23 protein-coding genes are annotated in these 20,643 nt (G+C 69.5%); 13 read left to right on the top strand and 10 right to left on the bottom strand.

Annotation, left to right across the window (positions count from 1 at the left end; genetic code table 11):
- Window positions 1-17: 17 nt before the first annotated feature.
- The 3 genes from AC1Q87_RS15895 (at window position 18) to AC1Q87_RS15885 (ending at window position 1,736) form a co-directional block, all read left to right on the top strand.
- Window positions 18-461, top strand: coding sequence for a GNAT family N-acetyltransferase (locus AC1Q87_RS15895; RefSeq protein WP_492609888.1), 444 nt, complete (start codon window positions 18-20; stop codon window positions 459-461).
- Between the two features lie 193 nt (window positions 462-654).
- Window positions 655-843: a hypothetical protein gene (locus AC1Q87_RS15890; protein ID WP_492609887.1), complete on the top strand. Its 189-nt coding sequence runs from the start codon at window positions 655-657 to the stop codon at window positions 841-843.
- A gap of 68 nt (window positions 844-911) precedes the next feature.
- Window positions 912-1,736 (top strand): enoyl-CoA hydratase/isomerase family protein, encoded by an 825-nt coding sequence (locus tag AC1Q87_RS15885; RefSeq protein ID WP_492609886.1) that lies wholly within the window; start codon window positions 912-914, stop codon window positions 1,734-1,736.
- Window positions 1,737-1,739: 3 nt separating this feature from the next.
- Here the strand turns inward: AC1Q87_RS15885 and AC1Q87_RS15880 are convergent, their stop codons facing one another.
- Window positions 1,740-2,333, bottom strand: coding sequence for a murein L,D-transpeptidase catalytic domain family protein (locus AC1Q87_RS15880; RefSeq protein WP_492609885.1), 594 nt, complete (start codon window positions 2,331-2,333; stop codon window positions 1,740-1,742).
- Window positions 2,334-2,423: 90 nt separating this feature from the next.
- Complete coding sequence (locus tag AC1Q87_RS15875; protein WP_492609884.1) at window positions 2,424-2,735, bottom strand: acylphosphatase; 312 nt, start codon at window positions 2,733-2,735, stop codon at window positions 2,424-2,426.
- Between the two features lie 83 nt (window positions 2,736-2,818).
- Between AC1Q87_RS15875 and AC1Q87_RS15870 the strand changes: the two genes are divergently transcribed.
- A complete protein-coding gene (locus AC1Q87_RS15870; protein WP_492609883.1) occupies window positions 2,819-3,652 on the top strand; it encodes an acid phosphatase in 834 nt (277 codons plus the stop codon).
- On the opposite strand, the gene AC1Q87_RS15865 is transcribed toward AC1Q87_RS15870, so the two are convergent.
- Window positions 3,649-4,125 (bottom strand): VOC family protein, encoded by a 477-nt coding sequence (locus AC1Q87_RS15865; protein WP_492609882.1) that lies wholly within the window; start codon window positions 4,123-4,125, stop codon window positions 3,649-3,651. The genes AC1Q87_RS15870 and AC1Q87_RS15865 overlap by 4 nt on opposite strands.
- 163 nt (window positions 4,126-4,288) lie before the next feature.
- On the opposite strand from AC1Q87_RS15865, the gene AC1Q87_RS15860 reads away from it, so the two are divergent.
- A complete protein-coding gene (locus tag AC1Q87_RS15860; protein ID WP_492609881.1) occupies window positions 4,289-5,470 on the top strand; it encodes a hypothetical protein in 1,182 nt (393 codons plus the stop codon).
- A gap of 6 nt (window positions 5,471-5,476) precedes the next feature.
- On the opposite strand, the gene AC1Q87_RS15855 is transcribed toward AC1Q87_RS15860, so the two are convergent.
- Window positions 5,477-6,292: a hypothetical protein gene (locus AC1Q87_RS15855; RefSeq protein WP_492609880.1), complete on the bottom strand. Its 816-nt coding sequence runs from the start codon at window positions 6,290-6,292 to the stop codon at window positions 5,477-5,479.
- 252 nt (window positions 6,293-6,544) lie between these two features.
- On the opposite strand from AC1Q87_RS15855, the gene AC1Q87_RS15850 reads away from it, so the two are divergent.
- A complete protein-coding gene (locus tag AC1Q87_RS15850; RefSeq protein ID WP_492609879.1) occupies window positions 6,545-8,860 on the top strand; it encodes a TonB-dependent receptor in 2,316 nt (771 codons plus the stop codon).
- An 88-nt stretch (window positions 8,861-8,948) separates the two neighbouring features.
- On the opposite strand, the gene AC1Q87_RS15845 is transcribed toward AC1Q87_RS15850, so the two are convergent.
- Window positions 8,949-10,655 carry an arylsulfatase gene (locus AC1Q87_RS15845; RefSeq protein WP_492609878.1) on the bottom strand — a complete coding sequence of 569 codons (1,707 nt, stop codon included), beginning with the start codon at window positions 10,653-10,655 and terminating at the stop codon, window positions 8,949-8,951.
- Window positions 10,656-10,724: 69 nt separating this feature from the next.
- Window positions 10,725-11,333: a TetR/AcrR family transcriptional regulator gene (locus AC1Q87_RS15840; RefSeq protein ID WP_492609877.1), complete on the bottom strand. Its 609-nt coding sequence runs from the start codon at window positions 11,331-11,333 to the stop codon at window positions 10,725-10,727.
- Window positions 11,334-11,545: 212 nt separating this feature from the next.
- Here AC1Q87_RS15840 and AC1Q87_RS15835 point away from each other — a divergent pair, with 212 nt between their 5' ends.
- The 4 genes from AC1Q87_RS15835 to AC1Q87_RS15820 all read left to right on the top strand — a co-directional run bounded on the left by AC1Q87_RS15835 (window position 11,546) and on the right by AC1Q87_RS15820 (window position 13,577).
- The gene (locus AC1Q87_RS15835; RefSeq protein ID WP_436060535.1) at window positions 11,546-11,860 is read left to right on the top strand and encodes a DMT family transporter; all 315 of its coding nucleotides are present in this window, start codon (window positions 11,546-11,548) and stop codon (window positions 11,858-11,860) included.
- A gap of 47 nt (window positions 11,861-11,907) precedes the next feature.
- The gene (locus tag AC1Q87_RS15830; protein WP_492609876.1) at window positions 11,908-12,492 is read left to right on the top strand and encodes a TetR/AcrR family transcriptional regulator; all 585 of its coding nucleotides are present in this window, start codon (window positions 11,908-11,910) and stop codon (window positions 12,490-12,492) included.
- 63 nt (window positions 12,493-12,555) lie between these two features.
- On the top strand, window positions 12,556-12,942 hold the full coding sequence (locus AC1Q87_RS15825; protein ID WP_492609875.1) for a hypothetical protein: 387 nt from the start codon (window positions 12,556-12,558) through the stop codon (window positions 12,940-12,942).
- Entirely contained in the window at window positions 12,939-13,577 is a 639-nt protein-coding gene (locus AC1Q87_RS15820) for a histidine phosphatase family protein (protein ID WP_492609874.1), read from the top strand. The genes AC1Q87_RS15825 and AC1Q87_RS15820 overlap by 4 nt, the downstream gene beginning before the upstream one ends.
- Here AC1Q87_RS15820 and AC1Q87_RS15815 read toward each other — a convergent pair.
- Complete coding sequence (locus tag AC1Q87_RS15815) at window positions 13,574-14,164, bottom strand: TetR/AcrR family transcriptional regulator (protein ID WP_492609873.1); 591 nt, start codon at window positions 14,162-14,164, stop codon at window positions 13,574-13,576. The genes AC1Q87_RS15820 and AC1Q87_RS15815 overlap by 4 nt on opposite strands.
- 123 nt (window positions 14,165-14,287) lie before the next feature.
- On the opposite strand from AC1Q87_RS15815, the gene AC1Q87_RS15810 reads away from it, so the two are divergent.
- Together AC1Q87_RS15810 and AC1Q87_RS15805 are read left to right on the top strand one after the other, a co-directional pair.
- On the top strand, window positions 14,288-15,142 hold the full coding sequence (locus AC1Q87_RS15810) for an acyl-CoA thioesterase (protein WP_492609872.1): 855 nt from the start codon (window positions 14,288-14,290) through the stop codon (window positions 15,140-15,142).
- 30 nt (window positions 15,143-15,172) lie between these two features.
- Window positions 15,173-17,320 (top strand): TonB-dependent receptor plug domain-containing protein, encoded by a 2,148-nt coding sequence (locus AC1Q87_RS15805; protein ID WP_492609871.1) that lies wholly within the window; start codon window positions 15,173-15,175, stop codon window positions 17,318-17,320.
- On the opposite strand, the gene AC1Q87_RS15800 is transcribed toward AC1Q87_RS15805, so the two are convergent.
- On the bottom strand, window positions 17,317-18,027 hold the full coding sequence (locus AC1Q87_RS15800) for a glutathione S-transferase family protein (protein ID WP_492609870.1): 711 nt from the start codon (window positions 18,025-18,027) through the stop codon (window positions 17,317-17,319). The two genes, AC1Q87_RS15805 and AC1Q87_RS15800, sit on opposite strands and share 4 nt — an antisense overlap.
- Before the next feature lie 129 nt (window positions 18,028-18,156).
- Here AC1Q87_RS15800 and AC1Q87_RS15795 point away from each other — a divergent pair, with 129 nt between their 5' ends.
- Window positions 18,157-18,645, top strand: coding sequence for a pyridoxamine 5'-phosphate oxidase family protein (locus tag AC1Q87_RS15795; protein WP_492609869.1), 489 nt, complete (start codon window positions 18,157-18,159; stop codon window positions 18,643-18,645).
- Here AC1Q87_RS15795 and AC1Q87_RS15790 read toward each other — a convergent pair.
- Together AC1Q87_RS15790 and AC1Q87_RS15785 are read right to left on the bottom strand one after the other, a co-directional pair.
- Window positions 18,642-18,932, bottom strand: coding sequence for a DUF6958 family protein (locus AC1Q87_RS15790; protein WP_492609868.1), 291 nt, complete (start codon window positions 18,930-18,932; stop codon window positions 18,642-18,644). The genes AC1Q87_RS15795 and AC1Q87_RS15790 overlap by 4 nt on opposite strands.
- A 32-nt stretch (window positions 18,933-18,964) precedes the next feature.
- A complete protein-coding gene (locus tag AC1Q87_RS15785; protein ID WP_492609867.1) occupies window positions 18,965-20,566 on the bottom strand; it encodes an AbgT family transporter in 1,602 nt (533 codons plus the stop codon).
- Window positions 20,567-20,643 lie beyond the last annotated feature (77 nt).

Raw genomic sequence — 20,643 nt, 5'->3', positions numbered from 1 at the left:
CCCACAGTCACAGCCCCATGAGCGTCCAGATCCGTCCCTTCGCCGAAGCCGACCGCCCGGCCTGCCAGGCCATCGCCGCGGCCGCCGCCCTGACGTCGTACGGCGCGCACATGCCGCCGCAGTCATTCGGTCCGCACGAGCCGCTCGAGCCGGCCGACCAGCGCGCGGTGGCGCTCGTGGGCGGCGAGATCGTCGGCTTCATCGAACTGGTCGGCGCCCACGTCTCCAACGTCTTCGTCGGCCCGGCGGCGCAGGGAAAAGGCGTCGGCGGGCTGATGATGGCCTGGGCCGAAGCTCATGCCGACGGGCCGCTGACCCTCTCGGTGTTCACCGTCAATCCCAACGCCCGGCGCTTCTACGAGCGGCTCGGCTTCGTGGTCGAGGGGACCAAGACCATCGCGTTCGCCGGCGGCGAGCACGAGGTCTGGCGCATGCGCAAGGACCGCGCCGCGCCGCTTTGACGACGATCAAGGCGGCCTGCATCCAAGGCCCCTACTCAGACGTTGCAGTGACCAGGAGGTCGCTATGGCGCTTCTGTCCCACCCTCTGAAGACGCCGCAGCGATGGCTCGGTCCGCGGCGGTCCTCCCTCGATCCGCCGCCCGGCGCTCCTCCGCCGCTTCGTCTGTCGCCAGGACGAGCGGCGGCGGGCGCTTTGCTCACCCTGATCGGCGCCGCCGGCCTCATCGCCCAGATCGTCGTCTTCAACTGCGGCTCGCAGGCCTGCGACCGCGTGATGATGACCCTCGGCCTGGCCATGGGCGCAGCGTTGGCCGCGCTCTGCCAACTGGCGGTCATCATCGGGCTATGGCTGCTGGCCAGTTCGCGCCGCCGCGACTCCTAGGCCCTTGCCGCTCCCTGGCGCCGCGCATAGGCTGACCACATTAATTTACGCCATAAAGGGAAGCGACGATGAGCGCGGCGGTGGAAACGACCCCCAAGTCGGAAGAAGTGCTCTACGAGGTGGCCGACGGCATCGCCACCCTCACCCTCAATCGGCCCGAGCGGCTGAACACCATTTCCGGGCCGATGCTGGCCCGCCTGACCCAGCTCCTGATCAAGGCCAACGAAGACCCCGCGGTGCGGGTCATCGTGCTGACCGGAACCGGCCGCGCCTTCTGCGCCGGGCTCGACCTGGTCGACGCGACGCAAGGCTCGGGCATCGGCTCGGACAAGCAGGTCTCGACGATTTCGGTGAACCTCGACCTGCGCAACACGCCGCCGACGGTGCTGTTCGCCATGGACAAGCCGACCATCTGCGCGCTCAACGGCTCGGCCGCCGGCTACGGCATGGACACCGCCATGGGCTGCGACATCCGCATCGCCGGCGAGAGCGCCAAGATGGCGGCCGCCTTCGTCAAGCGCGGGGTGGTGCCGGAAAGCGGCGGCACCTGGATCCTGCCGCGGCTGCTGGGCTGGGCCAAGGCGGCCGAGCTGATCTTCACCGGCCGGACGCTCTCGGCCAAGGAGAGCCTGGAGCTTGGCCTGGTCAACCACGTGGTCCCCGACGCCGAACTGGCCGCCAAGACCCGCGAGATCGCCCTGGAGATGGCGGCCAATGCGCCGCTGGCGGTGCAGTCGGCCAAGCGGCTGATGCGGATGGGCCTGTCGGAGACGTTCAACGACCACGTCCACCACGTCTATCTGCAGTTCCTGCAGCTGATCCGCACCCAGGACTTCAAGGAGGGCATGACCTCCTTCCTCGAGAAGCGCCCGGCCGACTTCCAGGGCCGCTAGGGGCTAGTACTTCCCGGCCAGCAGCAGCCGGCCCGGCCCCAGCCGGGCCAGCACCTGGGGCAGGTCGGCCTCGTCGAAGGCGAAGCAGCCTTCGCTGCGGCCGAGCATGCCGTGCTGGGCGACCATCTTGGGGCTGACGTACCAGGCGCCGTGCACGACGATGGCGCGCGGCTCGGCGTTGCTGTTGCTGCCCTCAAGGCCGTGCAGCCGCATCGAGCGGCCGTGCTTGCCGACGTAGTAGTCGCCGGTGGCGTAGGCGCCCTGCGACGTCGCCGCCGATCCGACATCGTTGGAGAACGAGCGCAGCCAGCCGCTGTGACCGGGATCGGAGCCGCGCCCGTGCGAGACCAGGAGGCTGGTCGTCGTTCCGTTGCGCAGGTCGACGAGGTGGAAGCGCGGGGTCTTGGACGCCGCGGTGAAGTCGGCGATCCCGACGATATCGCGATAGCGCACGCTGCCGCCGGCGCGTTCCAAGCCGCGTCGAGCCACCGAGACGAGCGCCGGCGTGGTCGAGGCCAGGGCCGGCGAGGCCGCGCCGGCGGCGAAGGTCGCGAGCGCCGTCTGCATCAGTCGGCGGCGATGAAACTGTCCGTCCACGTCCGGCTCCCTGGCTAGGCCGCAAATCTAGGGTCGTACGCCGCCGATGACACCCGCCCGCGGCGAAAATGCGCCGACCTGTCGCAGGGCCTAGCTGCGCGCGCTGAACCCGATGCTGCCGTCGTCGTCCGCGGCCAGGGGCTGAACGCCCGCCACCGACGCCGCCGGCGGCCCGCCGCGGCAGGCTTCGGTCAGCCGCTCCAGCGCGACCTCGTCGCCGATCGCCAGCAGTTCGACCGAACCGTCGGGGCAGTTGCGCACCCAGCCGTCCAGGGCCAGCCCGCGGGCCTGACGCTCGGCCCACCAGCGATAGCCGACGCCCTGCACCCGACCGGTGATGCGCAATCTGACCGCGCGGCGCTCCATGACCACCAGCATGCGCCGCGCGGCGCGGCGGTTCAATGTCGGGATCAGGGGCCTGCCCGATATGCTGACGTATGGTCACTCGCTTAGGCTGTGCGGAATCGACAGTGAGGGAGACGGCGATGATCAGGCAGGCATGGGTGGCGGCGATTGCGGCGATGGCGGCGAGTTGCGCGGCCCCGGGCGGACAGGCGCCGCAGGTCCAGGCCAAGGCCGAGCCGAAGCCGATCCCCGAGATCCGTCCCGGCTACCTGGCCGGCTACATGCAGATGGGCAGCGCGCCCAACAGCCTGGCCATCATTCCCGGCCCGCCGGCTGCGGGATCGCCGAGCCAGGCCCGCGACGACGCCTCGGCCAAGGCGGCCGTGGCGCTGAACGGCAGCGCGCGCTGGTCGGTGGCGGTGCAGGACGCCGAACTGAAGTTCCCGGCCGCCGCGGAGACCTTCTCCTGCGCGCTCGGCGTCAAGGTCAGCCCTGAAACCACGCCGCGGCTCTACACCATGCTGCGCCGGACCCTGGTCGACACCGGCCTGTCGACCTATCCGACCAAGACCAAGTACCAGCGCCAGCGCCCGTTCATGGTCAACAACACCCCGATGTGCACGCCACAGGACGACGCCGAGCTGCGCAAGGACGGCTCCTATCCCTCCGGCCACAGCGCCATTGGCTGGGGCTGGGCGCTGATCCTGGCCGAGGCCGCGCCCGACCGCGCCACCGAGGTGCTGCATCGCGGCCGCGCCTTCACCCAGAGCCGCGTGGTCTGCAACGTCCACTGGCTGAGCGACACCGAGGAAGGCCGGATGATGGGCGCGGCGACGGTCGCCAAGCTGCACGACAATGCCGACTTCAAGGCCGACATGGAGGCGGCCAAGGCCGAGATCCTCGCCGCCCGCGCCGCCGGCCAGCTGCCGACCCGCGACTGCGCCGCCGAGACCGCGGCCCTGGCGAACGGCTAGCCTGCGTGGGCGGCTTCCAGGTCGGCGACGATGATCTTGCTCATCTTCAGCATGGCCTGGACCACCCGCCCGGCCTTGGCCGGGTCCGGGTCGCTCATCAGCCGCGGCAGCGCCTTCGGCACCACCTGCCATGACACCCCGAAGCGGTCCTTCAGCCAGGCGCACTGGCTGGGGGAACCGCCCCCGGCGATCAGCCCGTCCCAATAGCGGTCGACCTCGGCCTGGTCCTCGCAGCCGATCACGAACGAGACCGCCTCGGTGAACTTGAAGTGCGGTCCGCCGTTCAGCGCCGTGAACCGCTGGCCGTCCAGTTCGAACTCCACCGTCATCACCTGGCCGTCCATGCCGCCTGGCGATCCCGGCGGGTAGCGCGTCGTCGAGCTGATCTTCGAGTTCGGGAACAGCGAGACATAGAGCTCGGCCGCCTGGTGGGCCTGGCCGTCGAACCACAGGAACGGGTGGATCTTGTGCATGTCGTCCTCCTCGGCGGGGCGGCGCGCCGCGCCCGCGATTGAGCCCACAAGCGGGTCATGGGCCAAGGACGAACGAGCGCCCCGTCTTCCGACATCGGTAGAAGACCCGATTGCCGGGCCTGCACCCGCTCGCCCAAGCTTGCGGGGCGAAAGGACGCCGACCGTGGTCCACCAGGCAGCCATCCCGCCGATGTTCGGCGTCGAGTCGATCTTCGAAGGCGGACCGCCCCGGCGGCTGACGGCGTTGGCGCGCCTGCCTTCGCCGATCGCCCCGAACGCCACGGTCCGGGCGGTGCTGACCTTCGGGATCGCGTGGATCCCGCTGGCGGTGCTGGTCGCCATCGACATCGTGCTGGGACGGCCGAGCATCCTCTACAGCTTCGTCGAGGACATCGGCGTCCACGCCCGCTATGCGATCGCCGCGCCGCTGCTGGTGCTGGGCCACGTCGTTTGTGCGCGGCGGCTGGGACGCATCGCCTATCATTTCCAGGTCTCGGGACTGCTGGACGAAGACGACCAGCGGCGGGTGCGCGAGGCGCTGGAGGCCACGCGCCGCCGGGTCCACTCGCTCTGGGCCGAGGCCGCCGTCGTCCTGTTCGTCTATTCCCAGGTCGCCCTCATCGTGACCCTCGAACCTCACATCCTTCGCCAAGCCGCCTGGCAGGTCGCCCCGGACGGGGTCGGGCTGTCGCCGGCCGGGTGGTGGCATGGCGTGGTCAGCGTCCCCCTGCTGCTGTCCCTGCTGCTCGGCTGGCTATGGCGGATCGGCAACTGGGCCTGGTTCCTGCGCACGGTCTCGCAGCTGAACCTGCGGCTGGTCTCGGCCCATCCCGACCAGGCCGGCGGGCTCGGTTTCCTGGCGCAGTCGGTGCGCGCCTTCTGCATCGTCGGCATGGGCTTGGGCGCCATCGTCGCCGGCCGCTTCGGCTACATCTACCGGCACGATCTGGCCACGCCCTTCACCAACTTGCTGCTGGTCGGCGGCGTGGCGGTGCTGGCGCTGACCCTGGCGGTGGGGCCGCTGCTGTTCTTCATGCGGCCGCTGATGCAGGCCTGGCGTCAGGGGGCCCTGGAGTACGGCGTGCTGGCCAGCGACATGGGCGTGCAGTTCGAGCGCAGTTGGTTCGGCGGTTCGACGCGGCCGATGCTGTCCGAGCCGGACTTCTCAGCCGCCACCGACCTCTACCAGGTGGTCTCGAACGTCTACGCCATGCGCTTCATTCCGGTGGACCCGCGCAGCATGCTGATGCTGGTGGCGGCCACCCTCGCCCCGTTCGTGCCAGCGATGTTCCTGTCGATGCCGGCGCAAATGGTCATCGGCGAGCTTAAGGCGCTGCTGTTCTGATCGACCTCAGCGGTCGAGCCAACGCCGCCAGGCGGGCTTGGGCTTGGGTTTGGCCGGCGGCGGCTCGGGCGCCGCGACGGGCTGGGCGACCGGCTCGGGCTTGGGCGGCGCGGGCGGCGGCAGGCTGAACATCCCCCGGTCGGCCGGAAGGAAGTCGACCCGCTTGACGAGCCGCTCGCGCGGCGCGGCCAGGGCCCCGCCGCTGATCGTCACCCGGTGCGCGATCATCACCGCCCCGACCCGGCGATAGTCGGAGATTTCGTACGTCGTCGGCGCGCCCTGACCGTCGTGCTCGACCATGCGGCCGAGCATGCCGCTGCGGGCGTCGAACCACAGGTCGCGCGGCGCCCCGCCGGCCGGCTGCACGCGCAGCACCTCGTAGCTGCGGCCCTGGTGCTGGCGCACGCCTTCGTGCGTGCTGCGCAGGTCGAAGCGGCTCGGATAGAAGTAGCCGTAGGCGGCGAAAAACGCCTCGCCGCGCACCTTGGCCAGGTACGGACCGCGGTCCGATCCGGTGGCCGCGCCGCTGGCCAGAATCCGCCACTCGGCCGCGCCGTTGTAGCCCTGGATCAGCTTGGTCCCGCTGTCGGTCTGGGTCTCCTCGCGCAGGCCGTAGCGTAGCGGGTCGAACCAGCGCTCGACCGGCTTGCCGGCCTCCTCGCTGACCTCGTGCACGCCGCGCAGCATGTTCCAGCCGGCCGAGCCGCCCGAGGCGGCGCGCGCCTTGTCGAGCACCCGCTGGGCGGCGGGAGAGTTCTGGGCCTGCGCGGCGCCGGCGGCGAGCACCGCCACGGCGACGACCGCGGCGAAGGGCTGACGCATCGGGGAAATCCACATGAGCCGGCGAAGGAAGCGGCGAAGGTTGTCGAGAATGCGGCGACTCGCGCCGTCGCGACTGTGTTAGCGGCGCCAGGGTCCCGCCGCAAAACATCCCCGCCCGCTCAATTACGATACTTTCGCGTTGACATAATTGAGCCGGGCGAAGAAACCTCCGCCGCGTTGACGCTGGCGCCGAGTGCGCCGCGGTCGCGAAGTCACGCCGCCACGGTTGGCGCGCAACAAATTGGGGGAAGCATGTTCCACACTGCCTTCACGCGGTCTTCCGCGCTCACCCGGCACGCGCTGCTGGCCGGCGTCGCGGCGGCCGCCGCGCTGGGATCGGCCTCGAGCGCCCTGGCCCAAGACGCCGACTACACCCTCGGCGAGCTGGTGGTCACCGCCCAGAAGCGCACCGAGCGCCTGCAGGACGTGCCGGTGTCGGTGAACGTCGTCTCCGCCCAGGCGCTGGCCGACAGCCATGTCTCGGGCCTGCAGCAGCTGCAGCAGCTCTCTCCGTCGCTGACCTTCACCCCGTCGGCCAATACCCGCGGCCAGGGCCTGTCGGTGCGCGGCCTCGGCACGCTCAACTTCTCGGACGGCGTCGAGCCGACCGTCTCGGTGGTGCTGGACGGCGTCGTCATCGGCCGCAGCGCCGGCTCGTTCTTCGACTTCAACGACGTCGAGCGCATCGAGGTGCTGCGCGGCCCGCAAGGCATGCTGTTCGGCAAGAACGCGGCCGCCGGCGTGATCAACATCGTGACCGCCCGCCCGAACCTCAGCGAGTTCGAGGCCGACGCCTCGCTCAGCTACGCCACCTTCGACGAAGTGCGGGCCAAGGGCTCGGTCTCGATCCCGATCAAGAGCGGCGAACTGGCCGCCCGGATCTCCGGATTCTACAATGAATCCGAGGGCATCATCACCAACAAGTTCGACGGCAAGAAGTACAACGGCCTGAACTCCTACGGCCTGCGGGGCAAGCTGGTCTGGAGCCCGGACGACAGCTTCGACCTGTACGCCACGCTCGACTACACCCGCGCCGACCAGGACTGCTGCGTCAGCACCGTGCGCTCGATCCTGCCGACCACGCGCTATTTTGGCGCCACCGGCCCGACCCGCGCCTCGCTGTTCACCGGCGTCGAGGTCGGCCCCTACAGCCGCGAGGCCAACTTCGACGGCAAGGCGTTCAACGACCAGAACACCTGGGGCGCCTCGGTCGAGATGAACAAGGAGTTCGAGGCCTTCACCCTGACCTCGATCACCGCCTATCGGGCGTTCGAGGTCGAGGACAACAACGACGCCGACGGCGGTCCGCTGGCGATGCTGAACATCAACAGCGCCCACCAGAAGCAGGACCAGTTCAGCCAGGAGCTTCGCATCACCTCGCCGGCCGGGCAGCGGCTGGAGTACGTGGCGGGCCTGTTCTACTTCGACCAGGACGTCTCCACGACGACCGAAATCCTCGGCAACTTCGGCCAGGTGCTGCCGGCCGGGCAGTACTTCGAGAACTTCATCGATCGGGCGATCAGCACCCGCAACTACGCCGCGTTCGGCCAGGCGACCTTCAACTTCACCGAACAACTGCGGCTGATCGGCGGCCTGCGCTACACCAACGAGGAGCTGAAGGCGCGCTTCCTGCGCACCATTCCGGCCGGCGCGCGCGCGGCGGTTCCCAGCCTCGGCGGCCCGGCGCTCGACGCCCCGCACCTGAACGCCAGCGACGACGACGTCTCGGGCAAGCTCGGCGTGCAGTACAAGGTCAATGACGACGTCATGGCCTATGCGACCTACTCGCGCGGCTACAAGGGCAAGGCGATCAACCTGCTGAACAACCTCAGCGCCGCGACCGTCAACTCGGGCAAGTACGTCCTGGCCCCGGAAATCGTGAACAACTACGAGGTCGGCCTGCGCACCACGCCGTTCGACCGGCGGATGATCTTCAACATCACGCTGTTCCAGACCGAGATCGAGAACTTCCAGGCCCAGACCTACGACGCCAACACCACGACCTTCGCGCTGGCGAACGCCGGCATGCTGCGCTCGCGCGGCGTCGAACTGGAAACCCAGTACCGTCCGAACCAGGAATTCCAGTTCTCGGGCAACTTCGCCTATGCCGACACCCGGGTCGAAGACTTCGCCCCGGCCTGCTACCCGGGCCAGACGGCGGCGCTGGGCTGCGTCGGCGGTCGCCAGGAAGTCACCGGCAGCGCGCTGACCAACGCGCCGATGTGGTCCTACACCGTGACGGCCAACTACAACCGCCCGCTGGAAGCCATCCCGTTCGACCTGACGGCGGATCTCTCCTACAGCTACCGCTCGTCGGTGTTCTTCACCTTCCGCGACCCGAACACCGTCCAGCCGGGCTACGGCCTGCTGAACATGAATGTCGGCCTGCAGAGCCAGGACGGTCGCTACGGCGTCACCGTCTTCGCGCGCAACCTGCTGGACGAGCAGTTCTACTCCGGCATCGGCACCGGCTTCCTGGACACCAACGCCACCGGCGCGGGCTACACCCAGAGCCTGACCCAGGACGCGTTCCGCCGGGTCGGCATCGAGGCCAAGGTCCACTTCTAGGACCGGCCGGCGGCCCGCTCCAGCGGGCCGCTTCGCCCCCAAGGCCAAAAGAGAAAGGGCGCCGCGATCGCGGCGCCCTTTTTCGTATCTAGTGCTCGAAGTAGCGGGCGAAGCGACAGACCAGATCCGTCGGCGGCCGCTCTGCTGAGCCGTACTTGCCCCATTCCTGGTCCCACAGGCGTTGCAGGCGCGCCAGCTCCTGCGGATGGCGCGCGGCCAGGTCGACCGACTCCGCGAAGTCGACGTCGGTGTTGTAGAGCTCCCAGCGATCCTGGCCCTCGTCGCACTTGTAGAGGGCCACCGCCCGCCAGCCGCCGTCGGTGATCGCCCGGTTGCCGCGCAGCTCGAAGTACTGGGTCGTGCGCGCCGGCGGGGCCTTAGAGTCGGCGAAGGTCGCGGCGAACGAGCGGCCGGCGACCGGCAGCTGACGCTCGCCCCCGACGCTCTCGGCGAACTTCGTCCCGGCGACGGCCAGCAAGGTCGGGGCGATGTCGACGACGTCGGCGTACTGGCTGCGCACCGCTCCACCGTCCTTGATCACCGCCGGCCAGGAAACGATCAGCGGCGTGCGTACGCCGCCCAGGTGCGGCCAGAGCTTGTAGCGGCGGAACGGCGTCACGCCGGCCATCGCCCACGGCCGCGGATACTCGGCCTGGGTCTTCACGGTGCCCAGTTCGTCGAGGCGCGCGCGCTGCTGGGCGGGGGTCAGGGTGTTGGGGCGATAGAGGCCGTCGAACGAGCCGGTCTGGCCGGCCTCCGGCGCCGCGCCGTTGTCGGAAAACAGCACGACGATGGTGTTGCGGCTCAGGCCCGAGGTCTCGAGATAGGCCAGCAGCCGGCCGATCTGCTCGTCGGCGTGCTGCATGAAGCCGGCATAGACCTCCATGTAGCGGGCATAGACGGCGCGCTCGTCCTCGCTGAGTTCGGCCCAGGGGCGGTCGCCCTCGGCCGACGGCGGCAGCACGGTGTCGGCCGGGATGATGCCGATGGCCTTCATGCGCTCGAACCGCTCGCGACGGATCTCGTCCCAGCCCTTGTCGTAGACGCCCTTGTAGGCGTCGGCGTAGCGCGCCGGGACCTGCAGCGGCGCGTGGGCGACGCCGAGGCCCAGGTTGAGGAAGAACGGCTGGGCCGGCGCCTTGCCCTGGTGCTCGCCGATCAGGGCGATCGACTTGTCCACCAGGTCGCTCGACAGGTGGTAGTCGGCCGGCAGGGTCGGATGGATGTAGCCGTTGTTCTCCACGAGGTCGGGCTTGTACTGGTCGGTCCAGCCGCGCGCGAAGCCGTAGAAGTAGTCGAAGCCGCGTTGCAGCGGCCAGGCGTCGCGCCCCGCCCCCTCGCCCAGCTGGCTCATCGGGATCAGGTGCCACTTGCCCACCAGCCAGTTGGCGTAGCCGGCGCCCTTCAGCGCCTGGGCCATGGTCTGGGCGTTCTTCGGGACGTCGAAGGCGTCCTTCGGGAAGGCGGTCGGCATGACCGCGGCGACGTCCGGCACGTCCGGCATGTTGACCGTGTGGCCGTTGCGGCCGGTGATCATCGCCGCCCGCGTGGTCGAGCAGACCGCCTTGGTGTCGAAGCGGTTGTAGCGCAGGCCGCGCGCGGCCAGGGCGTCGATATGCGGGGTGCGGATCTCGGCCCCGAAGCAGCCCAGGTCGGAGAAGCCGACGTCGTCGAGGACGATGGTGATGATGTTGGGCCGCGCGCCGCCCGCCGGCTTCGGCGTCGCCGCGGCGGCGGCGCGCGCCAAGGCGGTCGAGGCCAGCAAAGAGGTGAGCAGGACGCGGCGATGGATCATGGCGGACTCCGAGGTTCCGCTCAGGTTTCGACCCGCTCCGATATTATGTCAACTTTATAGTATCGTAATTCAGCGCACAGGCCCGGGCGCCGTCAGCAGGCTCTGGATCAGCGTGCGCAGTTCGTCGTCGGTGACCGGCCAGTTCAGCGTATGGGTGTTGCGCGCGACGCCGTTCAGCGCGTTGAGGATCACCGCGGCCGGCAGCGCCGGCGGCGGCGTCATCCGCTCCAGCGCCTGGGCCAGCGCGCCGGTGTTGCGGCTGCGGCGGCCCTTGGTGCCGGCGAACAACGGCGCGGCGATGTCCCGGTTCACCCGAGCCTCGGTCTGCAGCGCCACCGAGCAGGCGCCGAGGTGCGAGTGGCCGTACAGTTCGATGAGCTTGTGCGCGAAGGCCTCCAGGTCGGCCGCGGGAGCGCCGGTGTCCTTGAAATCGGCCTCGCTCCAGACCTCGAGGAAGGCCTCGAGCACACAGGCCGTCGGCGTGTCCCAGCGACGGTAGAAGGTGGCCTTGGTGACGCCGGCCTCGGCGCAGACGCGTTCGAGCGTCATGCCGGAATAGCCGTGCCGGGCCAGCACCGTGAGGGACGCCGCCTTGATACGCTCCTGCAGGCCGCTGTCGCGCGGACGCCCGCGTCCCCGGCGCGCCGGCTCTGCCGCCTTGGCCTCGGTCGAACTCATGACCTTGGAAGTCTCCCCGCGCCGAATCCGCGGCCGGCGGAACCGGCCGGCGCTCAGGTCTAGAGGCCCCCGCCGTGCTCGGCCGTCAAGCCCTGCGACCCCCAAGCCCTTGGCCCGGCCGAGGATTTTCGCTAGGAGCGGTCGGGCGTCGCGGCCTCTTTCGGGTTTCCAGCCGCCGCCTCCTCCCCGAGCCCGCATGCAGGAGACATCCCATGGCGTGGCTCGTCCTCGGCGTCGCCGTCGTGACCGAAATCATCTGGGCGCTGAGCCTGAAGTGGGCCGGGGTGCAGGCCACCTGGCAGGCCGCCAGCGTGCCGATCGCGCTGAGCTTCGTGAACATGGGCCTGCTGGCCTGGGCCATGCGCGGCTTGCCGGCCGGCACCGCCTATGCGGTCTGGACCGGTCTGGGCGCCGTCGGCGTTGGGATCTGCGGCGCGCTGCTGTTCGGCGAGAAGCTGTCGGGCGTGCAGATCGGCTTCATGGCCCTGATCGTGGTCGGCGTGGTCGGGACCAAGCTCGCCGCCTGACGGCCCCGCGTTGACACCGGACCGCCCGCGGCTCCATCACCTTGGCGATGCCGAAGTCGGATAAAGCGCCGCGCCGCTGGTCGGACGCCACCCACGCGAGCTTGATCGCGGCGGGTCTGGAGGCGTTCGGCGAGCATGGCTTCGACGCGCTGAGCGAGGACGCCATCGCCCGCCGCGTCGACCTGACGCGCGGCGCGATCCAGTATCAGTTCGGCGGCAAGCGCGGCCTGTTCGCCGCAGTCTTCCAGCACGTGCTGAGCCAGACCGCCCGCGACCTCTACGACCGCACCATGGAACGCGCCCACTCGGTCGCCGAGCTGGGCGAAGGCGTCGGGGTGTTCATGGACATGGCGCTCGACCCGCACCGGCGGCGGCTGCTGTTCGTCGAGGCCCCGATCGTGCTCGGCTGGGACGACTGGCGCGCGGGCCTGCGCGGCGCCTTCGAGCCGCTGCTGCGCCACGCGCTCGGCCACTGGGTGTCGGAAGGTCTGCTGGGCGAGGACGAAGTCGCCGGCTACGCCGAGGTGCTGCTGGGCGCCGGCGTCCAGGCGGCCCTGGCCCAGAGCGCTGGCGACCCCGCCCCGCGCGCGGCGCTGGAAACGATGATCGCGCGGCTCGCCGCCCGCCCCTGAGCCGCCGGTTGCGCGCCGCTATTATTTCATGCACGCTGCATGAAATAATAGGAGGAGGCCAGGATGCCCCGTTTCGCCGTCATTTCGGCCGCCCTGCTCGGCGTGCTGTTTCCGCTGCTGGAGACCCTGCGGCGCGGGTTCTCGGCTTGGCTGACCACGCCGGTCACCCTGCTGGAGGACTATGTCGCCGGCGCGCTGCTGCTATGGGCGGCGTTGTTTCTGGCCCAGCGCCGACCCAGCGGCTGGGTCGTGATGCTGCTCGCCGCGGCCTACACCACCGGCATGATGTCCTCGAGCTTCTGGAAGCAGCTGGAGGCGCAGCTGACCGGCGAGACCTGGGAGGACAACCAGGGCGTCGTCATCGGTTTCAAGCTGCTGCTGTGGGGCGTGCCGCTGATCTTGACGATCATCTCGGCGCGGGCGGTGCTGCGCCAGCAGGCGGCGCGATGAGCAAGGACATCTACATCGTCGCCCATGGCGAGGCGCAGCACCACGTCCAGGGCCTGGTCGGCGGCTGGTACGACAGCGAGCTGACCGAGCGGGGCCATCGCCAGGCGCAGGCCATCGCCGCCAGCCTGGCCGAGCGCCTGGCCGGCGCGCCGTCAGTCGAGGTCTACGCCTCGGACCTGCGCCGCACGGCCCAGACCGCGGCCCCGATCGCCCGCGCGCTTGGGGTCGAGGTCGTCCACTGGAGCGACCTGCGCGAGCGCAGCTACGGCGAGGCCGGCGGCAAGCCCGACGCCTGGCTGGAGGAGCGCACGGTCCTGGCGCCCAGGCACGGAAACCGCCTCGATCACCGCGACGGCCTGATCGAGGCCGAGACCAAGCGCGAGTTCGCCGCCCGCCTCTACCGCGCCATGGACGCCATCGCCGCCAGTCCCTGCCCGGTGCAGGTGGTCGTCACCCACGGCTATGCGGTGACCTTCGCCATCGCCGCCTGGATCCGGATGCCGCTGGAGTCGGTCGGCTGGGTGAATTTCCGGTCGAGCTCGGGGGCGATCAGCCACCTGCGCGAGGACGACCGCTGGTTCAACCGCTACCTGATGAGCCTCAGCGAGACCGGCCATCTGGCCGGCGCCGACTAGGCGTTGTCGGCGTCGCGCGGCGGCTCGCAGGCAAGCGCCGCCTGACGGGCGATGGCGAGGATCTCGTCGCCGCGTGCGCCTGGTCCGAAGACCCGCGCCAGCAGCAGCCCGCCGAGCATGGTGCTCCAGGCCGCCACGGCCGCGTCGGTCTTGCCGTCCGGCTCGCCCATGGACTTGGCCGTGCGCTCGAACACGCCCTCCAGCCGATCGGCCATCAGCGCGCGCACCTGCGGATCGTCCGAGCGCGCGACGTCGGCGGCCAGCGAGGCGATGGGGCAACCTTGGCCGATGCCGTCGCGGTGCGATCGGCTGAGATAGCGCGTGACCATGGCCCGGAAACCGCCGCCGGCCTTCTGCTGGGCCGCCCGCTGCACGGCGAAGGTCTCGTCCAGCGCCCGCCCGAGCGCCGCCACCGCCAGCGCCGAACGCGACCGGAAGTGCCCGTAGAAGCCGCCGCGCGTCAGGCTGGCCTGCTTCATCAGGGTGTCGATGCTGAGGTTCTCCAGGCCGCCGGCCCGGATCCGGTCGGCGGCCGCCGTCAGGATGCGCTCACGGCTCTCCGCCTTCTCGACTTGCGAATGTCCCATCGGCTCCGGACCTCACGGCTGACCAACGCCAGGGCTAGCACAATCTGCGCATTGGCAACAGTCATGCATGATTTTCCTCATGAATCTGAATGATTGACTTCATGCAGATAGATGTTGACCATCATGCAGATTGCCGACCGGAAGATTTCGATGACCGCCGCCACCATTTTGGCCGAAGCCGCCGCCCATCCGTTCGATGAGGCGCTGACCCTCAGAACCATCGCCGAAGGAGTCTACGAGGGCGTTCCCAGCCAGCTCTACTGGAACATGGCCGGACCGTTCGGCGGCGTCACCGCCGCGACGCTGATGAAGGGCGTGCTCGAGCATCCCGCGATGCGCGGCCGGCCGCTGGCCCAGACCGTCAACTTCTGCGCCGCCGTCACGCCCGAGCCGTTCGTGCTGAAGGTCGTGCTGGAACGCGACGGCAAGTCGACCCAGCACTGGAGCGTGCGCCTGGAACAGGCCGGGCAGATGGCGGCCAACGCCACCCTGGTCACCGGCCCCGAGCGCGACACCTGGAACGCCCAGCCCTCGCAGCCGCCCGCCGCCCGCGACGCGGCCGACGTGCCGGTGTTCGCAAGCCAGGCGCTGACCGCCTGGTTCTCGCAGTACGAGATGCGTTTCGACCATGGCGCGCCGAGCCTCGATGTCGCGTCCGAGACCGGCCTCACCCACGCCTGGCTGCGCGATCGCCAGGCCCGGCCGCTCGACTATCTGGCGCTCGCCTCGATGGCGGACGCCTTCGCGCCGCGGGTCTTCCTGATGCGCGGCGTGCGCGCGCCGGCTGCGACCGTCAGCCTGTCGACCTACTTCCTGGCCGCGCCGGACGAACTGGCGGCGCAGGACGTGCGCCCGATCCTGGGGCAGGCGCAACCGCGCGCCGCGCGCCATGGCTTCCACGACCAGAGCGTCGAATTGTGGTCCGACGCCAAGTCGCTGCTTGCGGTCTCGCACCAGTTGGTGTGGTTCAAAGACTAGAAGAACGAAAAAGAACACGACGGGGGAGTCATGGGGGGAATTCGACGCGGGCGCGCCCATCTGGGCGCGGCCTCGCTTGTCGCGCTGGGTTGGCTGCTGGCCGGTCCGGCGATGGCGCAGCCGGCCAAGGCCGACGATGGAACCGCGACGTTCCCGGCCGCCTTCTTCGCCCAGTACAATCCCGTCACCGCCGCCGACATGGTCGCCCGCACGCCCGGCTTCGAGCTGCGCGACGGCGACGACCGCCGCGGCTTCGGCGGCTCGTCCGGCAACCTGCTGATCAACGGCGAGCGCCCCAGCTCCAAGACCGCGGCCTCGGAAATCCTCAAGCGGATCCCGGCCGGCGACGTCGTCCGCGTCGAGGTGATGTCGGCGACCAACGCCTCGTCCGACGTCAGCGGCCAGACCCAGGTGGTCAACCTGGTCATCAACCAGTCGGCGGCGCGCAAGCCCTCGACCACCTTCGTCGCCGGCCTGCGCCAGATCCAGTACTCCGAGCGCGTCGGCTGGACGCTGCAGGCCTCGCGCTCGATGGCCCTCTCCGACACCGCCGACCTGTCGATGGACGTGCAGACGCCCAACATCCTGGGCCGCGGCGAGATCCGCGACCTGCTCTACAACAATGCCGGCGACCTGACCGGGGCCCGCTACCAGATCGGCCAGTCGACCAATGTCAGCCTGCAGGGTTCGGCCCATCTGCGCTGGCGGCCCAACTCGCAGGACGTGGTCAACCTCAACGCTCAGTATGTGCCGGCCTGGAACAAGACCGACACCGTCCAGTACGAAGCCATCGCCACCACCGCCCTGCGCAGCAGCCTGGTCGGGCGCACCGAGTACGACGACAACTACACGGCCGAGGTCGGCGGCGACTGGGAGCACCGCTTTTCGCAGGCCCTGTCGGTCAAGCTGATCGGGCTGATCTCGCAGTCCAGCGTCGTGCAGCAGGACGTCTACGACATCTTCACCGCGCCGGCGGCCTACCTGATCCGCACCCAGGACCGCACGACCAGCGGCGGCGAGCGCATCGCCCGCGGCGTGGTGAAGTGGAACGCCATCTCCCGTCACGCCCTGGAGTTCGGGGGCGAAGGCGCCTTCAATTTCCGCGACACGACGCTCGACATCGTCAACCAGCCGCGCGGCGGGACGCCGGTGCGCGTGCCCCTGCCCGTCGCCGACGCTCGGGTCGAGGAGGTCCGCGGCGAGGTGTTCGTCACCGACATGTGGTCGGCGTCCGAAAAGCTGACGCTGGAGGGCGGGGTCAATGTCGAGTTCTCGCGCATCTCGCAGACCGGCGACCAGGAGCAGGAGCGCGAGTTCAACTTCGTCAAACCGCGCTTGAACGCCACCTATGTGCTCACCCCCGACCATACGGTCCGCTTCAGCCTGGTGCGCGACGTCTCCCAGCTCGACTTCGCAGAGTTCAGCAGCACCATCGATTTCGTGAATTCGTCGACCATCCAGGGCAATCCGAACCTGGTCCCGGAATCGGCCTGGAAGTCGCGGGTCGAGTGGGAGGGCCGCTTCGGCAAGCGCGCGGCGGTCACCCTGGCGGCCTTCGCCGATGCGGTGCAGGACGTCCACGACCTGGTCGAGATCGGCGGCTTCGACGCCTATGGCAACATCGGCGACGGCACGCGGGTCGGAGCCGAGGTCCGCGGGACCGTGCCGCTGGACCAACTCGGCCTGGCCGGCGCCGAGTTGCGGTTCAACGGCCTCTACCAGCAGACCCGCGTCACCGACCCGATCACCGGCCAGAAGCGCTCGTTTTCCGTGCCGCTGGAGCGCCAGGGCACCGCCTCGGGCGCGCCGGTGCTGAACGCCGGCAACAAGGACTGGGCCTACGTCGTCAATTTCCGTCAGAACCTGCCGGCGATCTCGTCGGCCTGGGGCGTCGCCGCCGTGCAGTGGGCCGAGCGCGAGGAGTATCGCCGGGCCGAGATCATCAGCTATGTCCGGCCCAAGCCGCGGATCGACGTCTTCTTCGAGACCACGCTGATCAAGCCGGTGACCCTGAAGCTCTACGTCAACAACATCCTCTCCTCGTCCGAGGAGCGGACGCGGACCTATTTCCTCGGCTCGCGGGCCGGCGACCAGATAGACCGGGTCGAGGAGCGGCTGTCCGACGGCGGCCCCGAGGGCTCGCGCGCCATCGGGGTCCAGGTGTCGGGTCGGTTCTAGGCGTCGGCGGCGTCCATCGCCGCCTTGGCCGCGGCCATCATCTTGGCGAAGGCGCCGCTGCGGATCAGCTCGCGGCGCTCCTCCAGGCCGCGGTGCAATTCGGCCAGCACCTTGGCGGCGTGCTCGTTGGTCTGGATCGCCGCCCACCAGGCCGCGACGTTGGGCGCCTTCGGCACCGGGTTCTCGACCCCGGTCCCCGGCAGCACGTTCTCGATCAGGAAGAGGGCCGGCACCAGCGCGCAATCGGCAAGGGTCAGCCGCGCTCCGAAAGCGTAGCCGTCGGTCCCGATCATCTTGTCCAGCGCCTTGACGTTGCGGACCACCTGGCCTCCCAGCAGGTCGACGATCCCCTGGTCGCGGCTCTCCGCCCGCGACTGCGGGCCGAGCATGAACATGTTGTTCATCAGGTAGACGTCGCCGATGCGCGCCAGGGTGCGGATGTGCGCGGTCTCACGCGGGGTCGCGCCCAGCAGCGACGGCTGCGGATAAACCTCCTCGATGTACTCGGCGATGACGTCGGATTCCGGCATCAGGTCGCCGTCGATATCCAGCACCGGAATGCGGCCGATCGGCAGGCGCTTGCGGAACGAGGGCATGCCGAAGTCGGCCGGCCGTTCCAACTCGATGTCGGTGATCCCCTTGGCGTAGATCTGCATCCGCACGCGGGCGGAATAGGGGCTGAGATCGCCCGAATAGAGCTTGGGCATGGCTTCCTCCTGATCGACTTTGTTTTCCCCTTAAGAGCACGGTTTGCGCCCGCCGCCCATGGCTACGGCTGGAACAACCGCGCCGGGTCCTCGTTCCTTGCTGCCTCAGCCATCCCCAGGAGGAACGCCATGACCAACCCCGCCGACCTGCGCGAAAAGCTCTGGAAGTCCCTGAAGTCCGACAAGACCCTGATGCTCGGCCTGGCCGGCGTCGACGAAGGTCACGGACAGCCGATGACGGCCCAGTTCGACGGCGACGATACCCGCGCGATCTGGTTCTTCACCTCGCGCGACACCGATCTGGCCCACGCGCTCGGCGCGCGACACGAGGCGGTCGCCCACTACATCGACAAGGGCCACGACCTGTTCGCGACCCTGCACGGCGACCTGGTCGTCGACAACGACCCGGCGACGATCGACCGGCTCTGGAACAAGTGGGTCGCGGCCTGGTTCGAGGGCGGCAAGACCGACCCCAAGCTGTTGCTGCTGCGCTTCGAACCCGAGCGTGCGCAGATCTGGCTGAACGAAAACAGCCTGTTCGCCGGCGTGAAAATGCTGCTCGGCGCCGACCCGAAGAAGGACTTCGCCGACAAGACCGCCGAGGTGCGCCTCAACTAGACGCGGTAGAGCCGGACCGGCGAGCCAGGCGCGCGAGCGATCACGCGCTTGGCCTCAAGGTCCAGTTGCACGCACTTCAGCCACCAGCCGGCCTTGTCCCCGCCCGGGAACAGGTCGTCTGGCAGCTGGGGCAGCAGGGCGGCCTTGGCCGCCGCAACGGTCAGGCCGGGCGCCTCGCCCGGCAGCGCCGCCAGCAGGGCGGTCTTCATCGCTCCGTACTTGGCGGCGTCGACGCGCGTGGTGCGGCCAGGGCTGTTGGGGTTCTCGACCTCGACCTTGTCCGACATGCGCGTCTTCTCCCTTTGCCGTCTTGTTGTGATCAGTTCGCGGCGGCGGCGCCCGGATAGTGCACCTGGGCCCCCGGCCCCAGCGGCAGGTCCAGCAGCACCCAGCCGACGGTCATGGCGATGCCGGCGGCCATGAAGCAGAGCGCATAGGGCAGCATCAGGGCCAGCAGCGAGCCCACGCCCATGCCCCGGTCCCAGCGCTGGCCGAACGCCAGGATCAGCGGGAAGTAGCTCATCAGCGGGGTCATGATGTTGGTGTAGCTGTCGCCCATCCGATAGGCGGCGGTGGTCATCTCCGGGCTGACGCCCAGCAGCATGAACATCGGCACCACCACCGGCGACAGCGCGCTCCACTTGGCCGAGGCCGAGCCGATGAACAGGTCCAGGAACGACGACAGCAGCAGCACGCAGACCAGCAGCACCGCCGGCGGCAGGGCCATGGCCTGCAGCGCCTCGGCGCCGTTGATGGCGACGATCGGCCCGATCCGCGACCAGTTGAACATCGCCACGAAGTGCGCGGCGAAGAACACGAACACCAGGTACGGCGCCATGGTGCGCACGCCGTGCTGCATCATCTCGACGACGTCGTTGGCGGAGCGCACCGTGCCGGTCGCGCGGCCGAAGGCGATGCCGCTGAGGATGAACAGCAGGAAGAAGCCGGCGATCAGCGAGGCGTAGAGCGGCTGCAGGCGCGCCGGCCCGACAGCGTCCTGGTCGATGAACGGGGTGTAGCCGGGCCAGAGGGCCAGGGCGGTGAAGCTCGCCACCACCGCCAGCGCGGCCAGGCCCGCCCAGCGCAGGCCCTTGCGTTCTTCCGCAGTCAGCCCCGCCTTATCCAGGTCGGCGCGCAGTTCCTCGTCGACGACGCCGTTCCAGACGCCCAGCCGCGGCTCGACCACCTTGTCGGTCAGGTACCAGATGATCGGCGTGAACAGCAGGACGATGGCGCAGATGTAGTACCAGTTGCCGAGCGGATTCATGGTCCAGTCCGGCTGCACGATCCGGGCCGCCTCCTGGGTGAAGCTCAGCAGCAGCACGTCGATCTGGCCGGGGATCAGGTTGCCGGCATAGCCGCCGGACACCGCCGCGAACGCCGCGGCCAGGCCGGCCAGCGGATGGCGGCCCGCCACCGCGAAGGTGATCGCCGCCAGCGGGATGAACACCACATAGGCCGCATCGGAGGCGTGGTGCGACACCATGCCGATCACCGCCACGATCGGGGTCAGCAGCGCCTTATGGGCGTTGCCCAGCGAGGCGCGGATCAGGGCCGAGAACATGCCCGAGCGCTCGGCCACCGCCGCGCCCAGCATGATGGTCAGCACCAGGCCGAGCGGCGCGAAGCCGGCGAAGGTGCGCGGCATGTCGGCGAAGAGCCGGGCGATGTTGTCCTGCGAGAACAGGCTGGCGGCGCGATAGGTCAGGACGCCGTTCGCCAGCTCGGCGTGCTCGGGCGCCTTGGCCCCCGAATAGGGCAGCGAGGCCTGCCAGCCCATCGCCGCGCCGAACGCCGACAGCAGCATCAGGGCGAAGATCAGATAGACGAAGATGATCGTCGGATCGGGCAGCAGATTGCCTGCGCGCTCGACGAACCCCAGGAAGCCGCGCTGGCGGTCGGGTCGGGTTTCGTCGGTCATCGGGGCTCCTGTGCAGCGCCGCTTGAAAGGGGCGACCTGTCTAGCCAAGCCTTTGAATGCCGACCATCAACTTCTAT

This window comes from Phenylobacterium sp. GW823-FHT02A09 (assembly GCF_058797775.1).
The sequence above is the reverse complement of the archived record's forward strand: the minus strand, read 5'-3'. Positions and strand labels throughout refer to the sequence as shown.

Bases quoted from the DNA above. Each gene is read 5' to 3' on its own strand.
- AC1Q87_RS15895 (WP_492609888.1), top strand. From the start codon at position 18: ATGAGCGTCCAGATCCGTCCCTTCGCCGAAGCCGACCGCCCGGCCTGC.
- AC1Q87_RS15885 (WP_492609886.1), top strand. From the start codon at position 912: ATGAGCGCGGCGGTGGAAACGACCCCCAAGTCGGAAGAAGTGCTCTAC.
- AC1Q87_RS15870 (WP_492609883.1), top strand. From the start codon at position 2,819: ATGATCAGGCAGGCATGGGTGGCGGCGATTGCGGCGATGGCGGCGAGT.
- AC1Q87_RS15865 (WP_492609882.1), bottom strand. From the start codon at position 4,125: ATGCACAAGATCCACCCGTTCCTGTGGTTCGACGGCCAGGCCCACCAG.
- AC1Q87_RS15855 (WP_492609880.1), bottom strand. From the start codon at position 6,292: ATGCGTCAGCCCTTCGCCGCGGTCGTCGCCGTGGCGGTGCTCGCCGCC.
- AC1Q87_RS15850 (WP_492609879.1), top strand. From the start codon at position 6,545: ATGTTCCACACTGCCTTCACGCGGTCTTCCGCGCTCACCCGGCACGCG.
- AC1Q87_RS15845 (WP_492609878.1), bottom strand. From the start codon at position 10,655: ATGATCCATCGCCGCGTCCTGCTCACCTCTTTGCTGGCCTCGACCGCC.
- AC1Q87_RS15840 (WP_492609877.1), bottom strand. From the start codon at position 11,333: ATGAGTTCGACCGAGGCCAAGGCGGCAGAGCCGGCGCGCCGGGGACGC.
- AC1Q87_RS15835 (WP_436060535.1), top strand. From the start codon at position 11,546: ATGGCGTGGCTCGTCCTCGGCGTCGCCGTCGTGACCGAAATCATCTGG.
- AC1Q87_RS15830 (WP_492609876.1), top strand. From the start codon at position 11,908: ATGCCGAAGTCGGATAAAGCGCCGCGCCGCTGGTCGGACGCCACCCAC.
- AC1Q87_RS15825 (WP_492609875.1), top strand. From the start codon at position 12,556: ATGCCCCGTTTCGCCGTCATTTCGGCCGCCCTGCTCGGCGTGCTGTTT.
- AC1Q87_RS15820 (WP_492609874.1), top strand. From the start codon at position 12,939: ATGAGCAAGGACATCTACATCGTCGCCCATGGCGAGGCGCAGCACCAC.
- AC1Q87_RS15815 (WP_492609873.1), bottom strand. From the start codon at position 14,164: ATGGGACATTCGCAAGTCGAGAAGGCGGAGAGCCGTGAGCGCATCCTG.
- AC1Q87_RS15810 (WP_492609872.1), top strand. From the start codon at position 14,288: ATGCAGATTGCCGACCGGAAGATTTCGATGACCGCCGCCACCATTTTG.
- AC1Q87_RS15805 (WP_492609871.1), top strand. From the start codon at position 15,173: ATGGGGGGAATTCGACGCGGGCGCGCCCATCTGGGCGCGGCCTCGCTT.
- AC1Q87_RS15800 (WP_492609870.1), bottom strand. From the start codon at position 18,027: ATGCCCAAGCTCTATTCGGGCGATCTCAGCCCCTATTCCGCCCGCGTG.
- AC1Q87_RS15795 (WP_492609869.1), top strand. From the start codon at position 18,157: ATGACCAACCCCGCCGACCTGCGCGAAAAGCTCTGGAAGTCCCTGAAG.
- AC1Q87_RS15790 (WP_492609868.1), bottom strand. From the start codon at position 18,932: ATGTCGGACAAGGTCGAGGTCGAGAACCCCAACAGCCCTGGCCGCACC.
- AC1Q87_RS15785 (WP_492609867.1), bottom strand. From the start codon at position 20,566: ATGACCGACGAAACCCGACCCGACCGCCAGCGCGGCTTCCTGGGGTTC.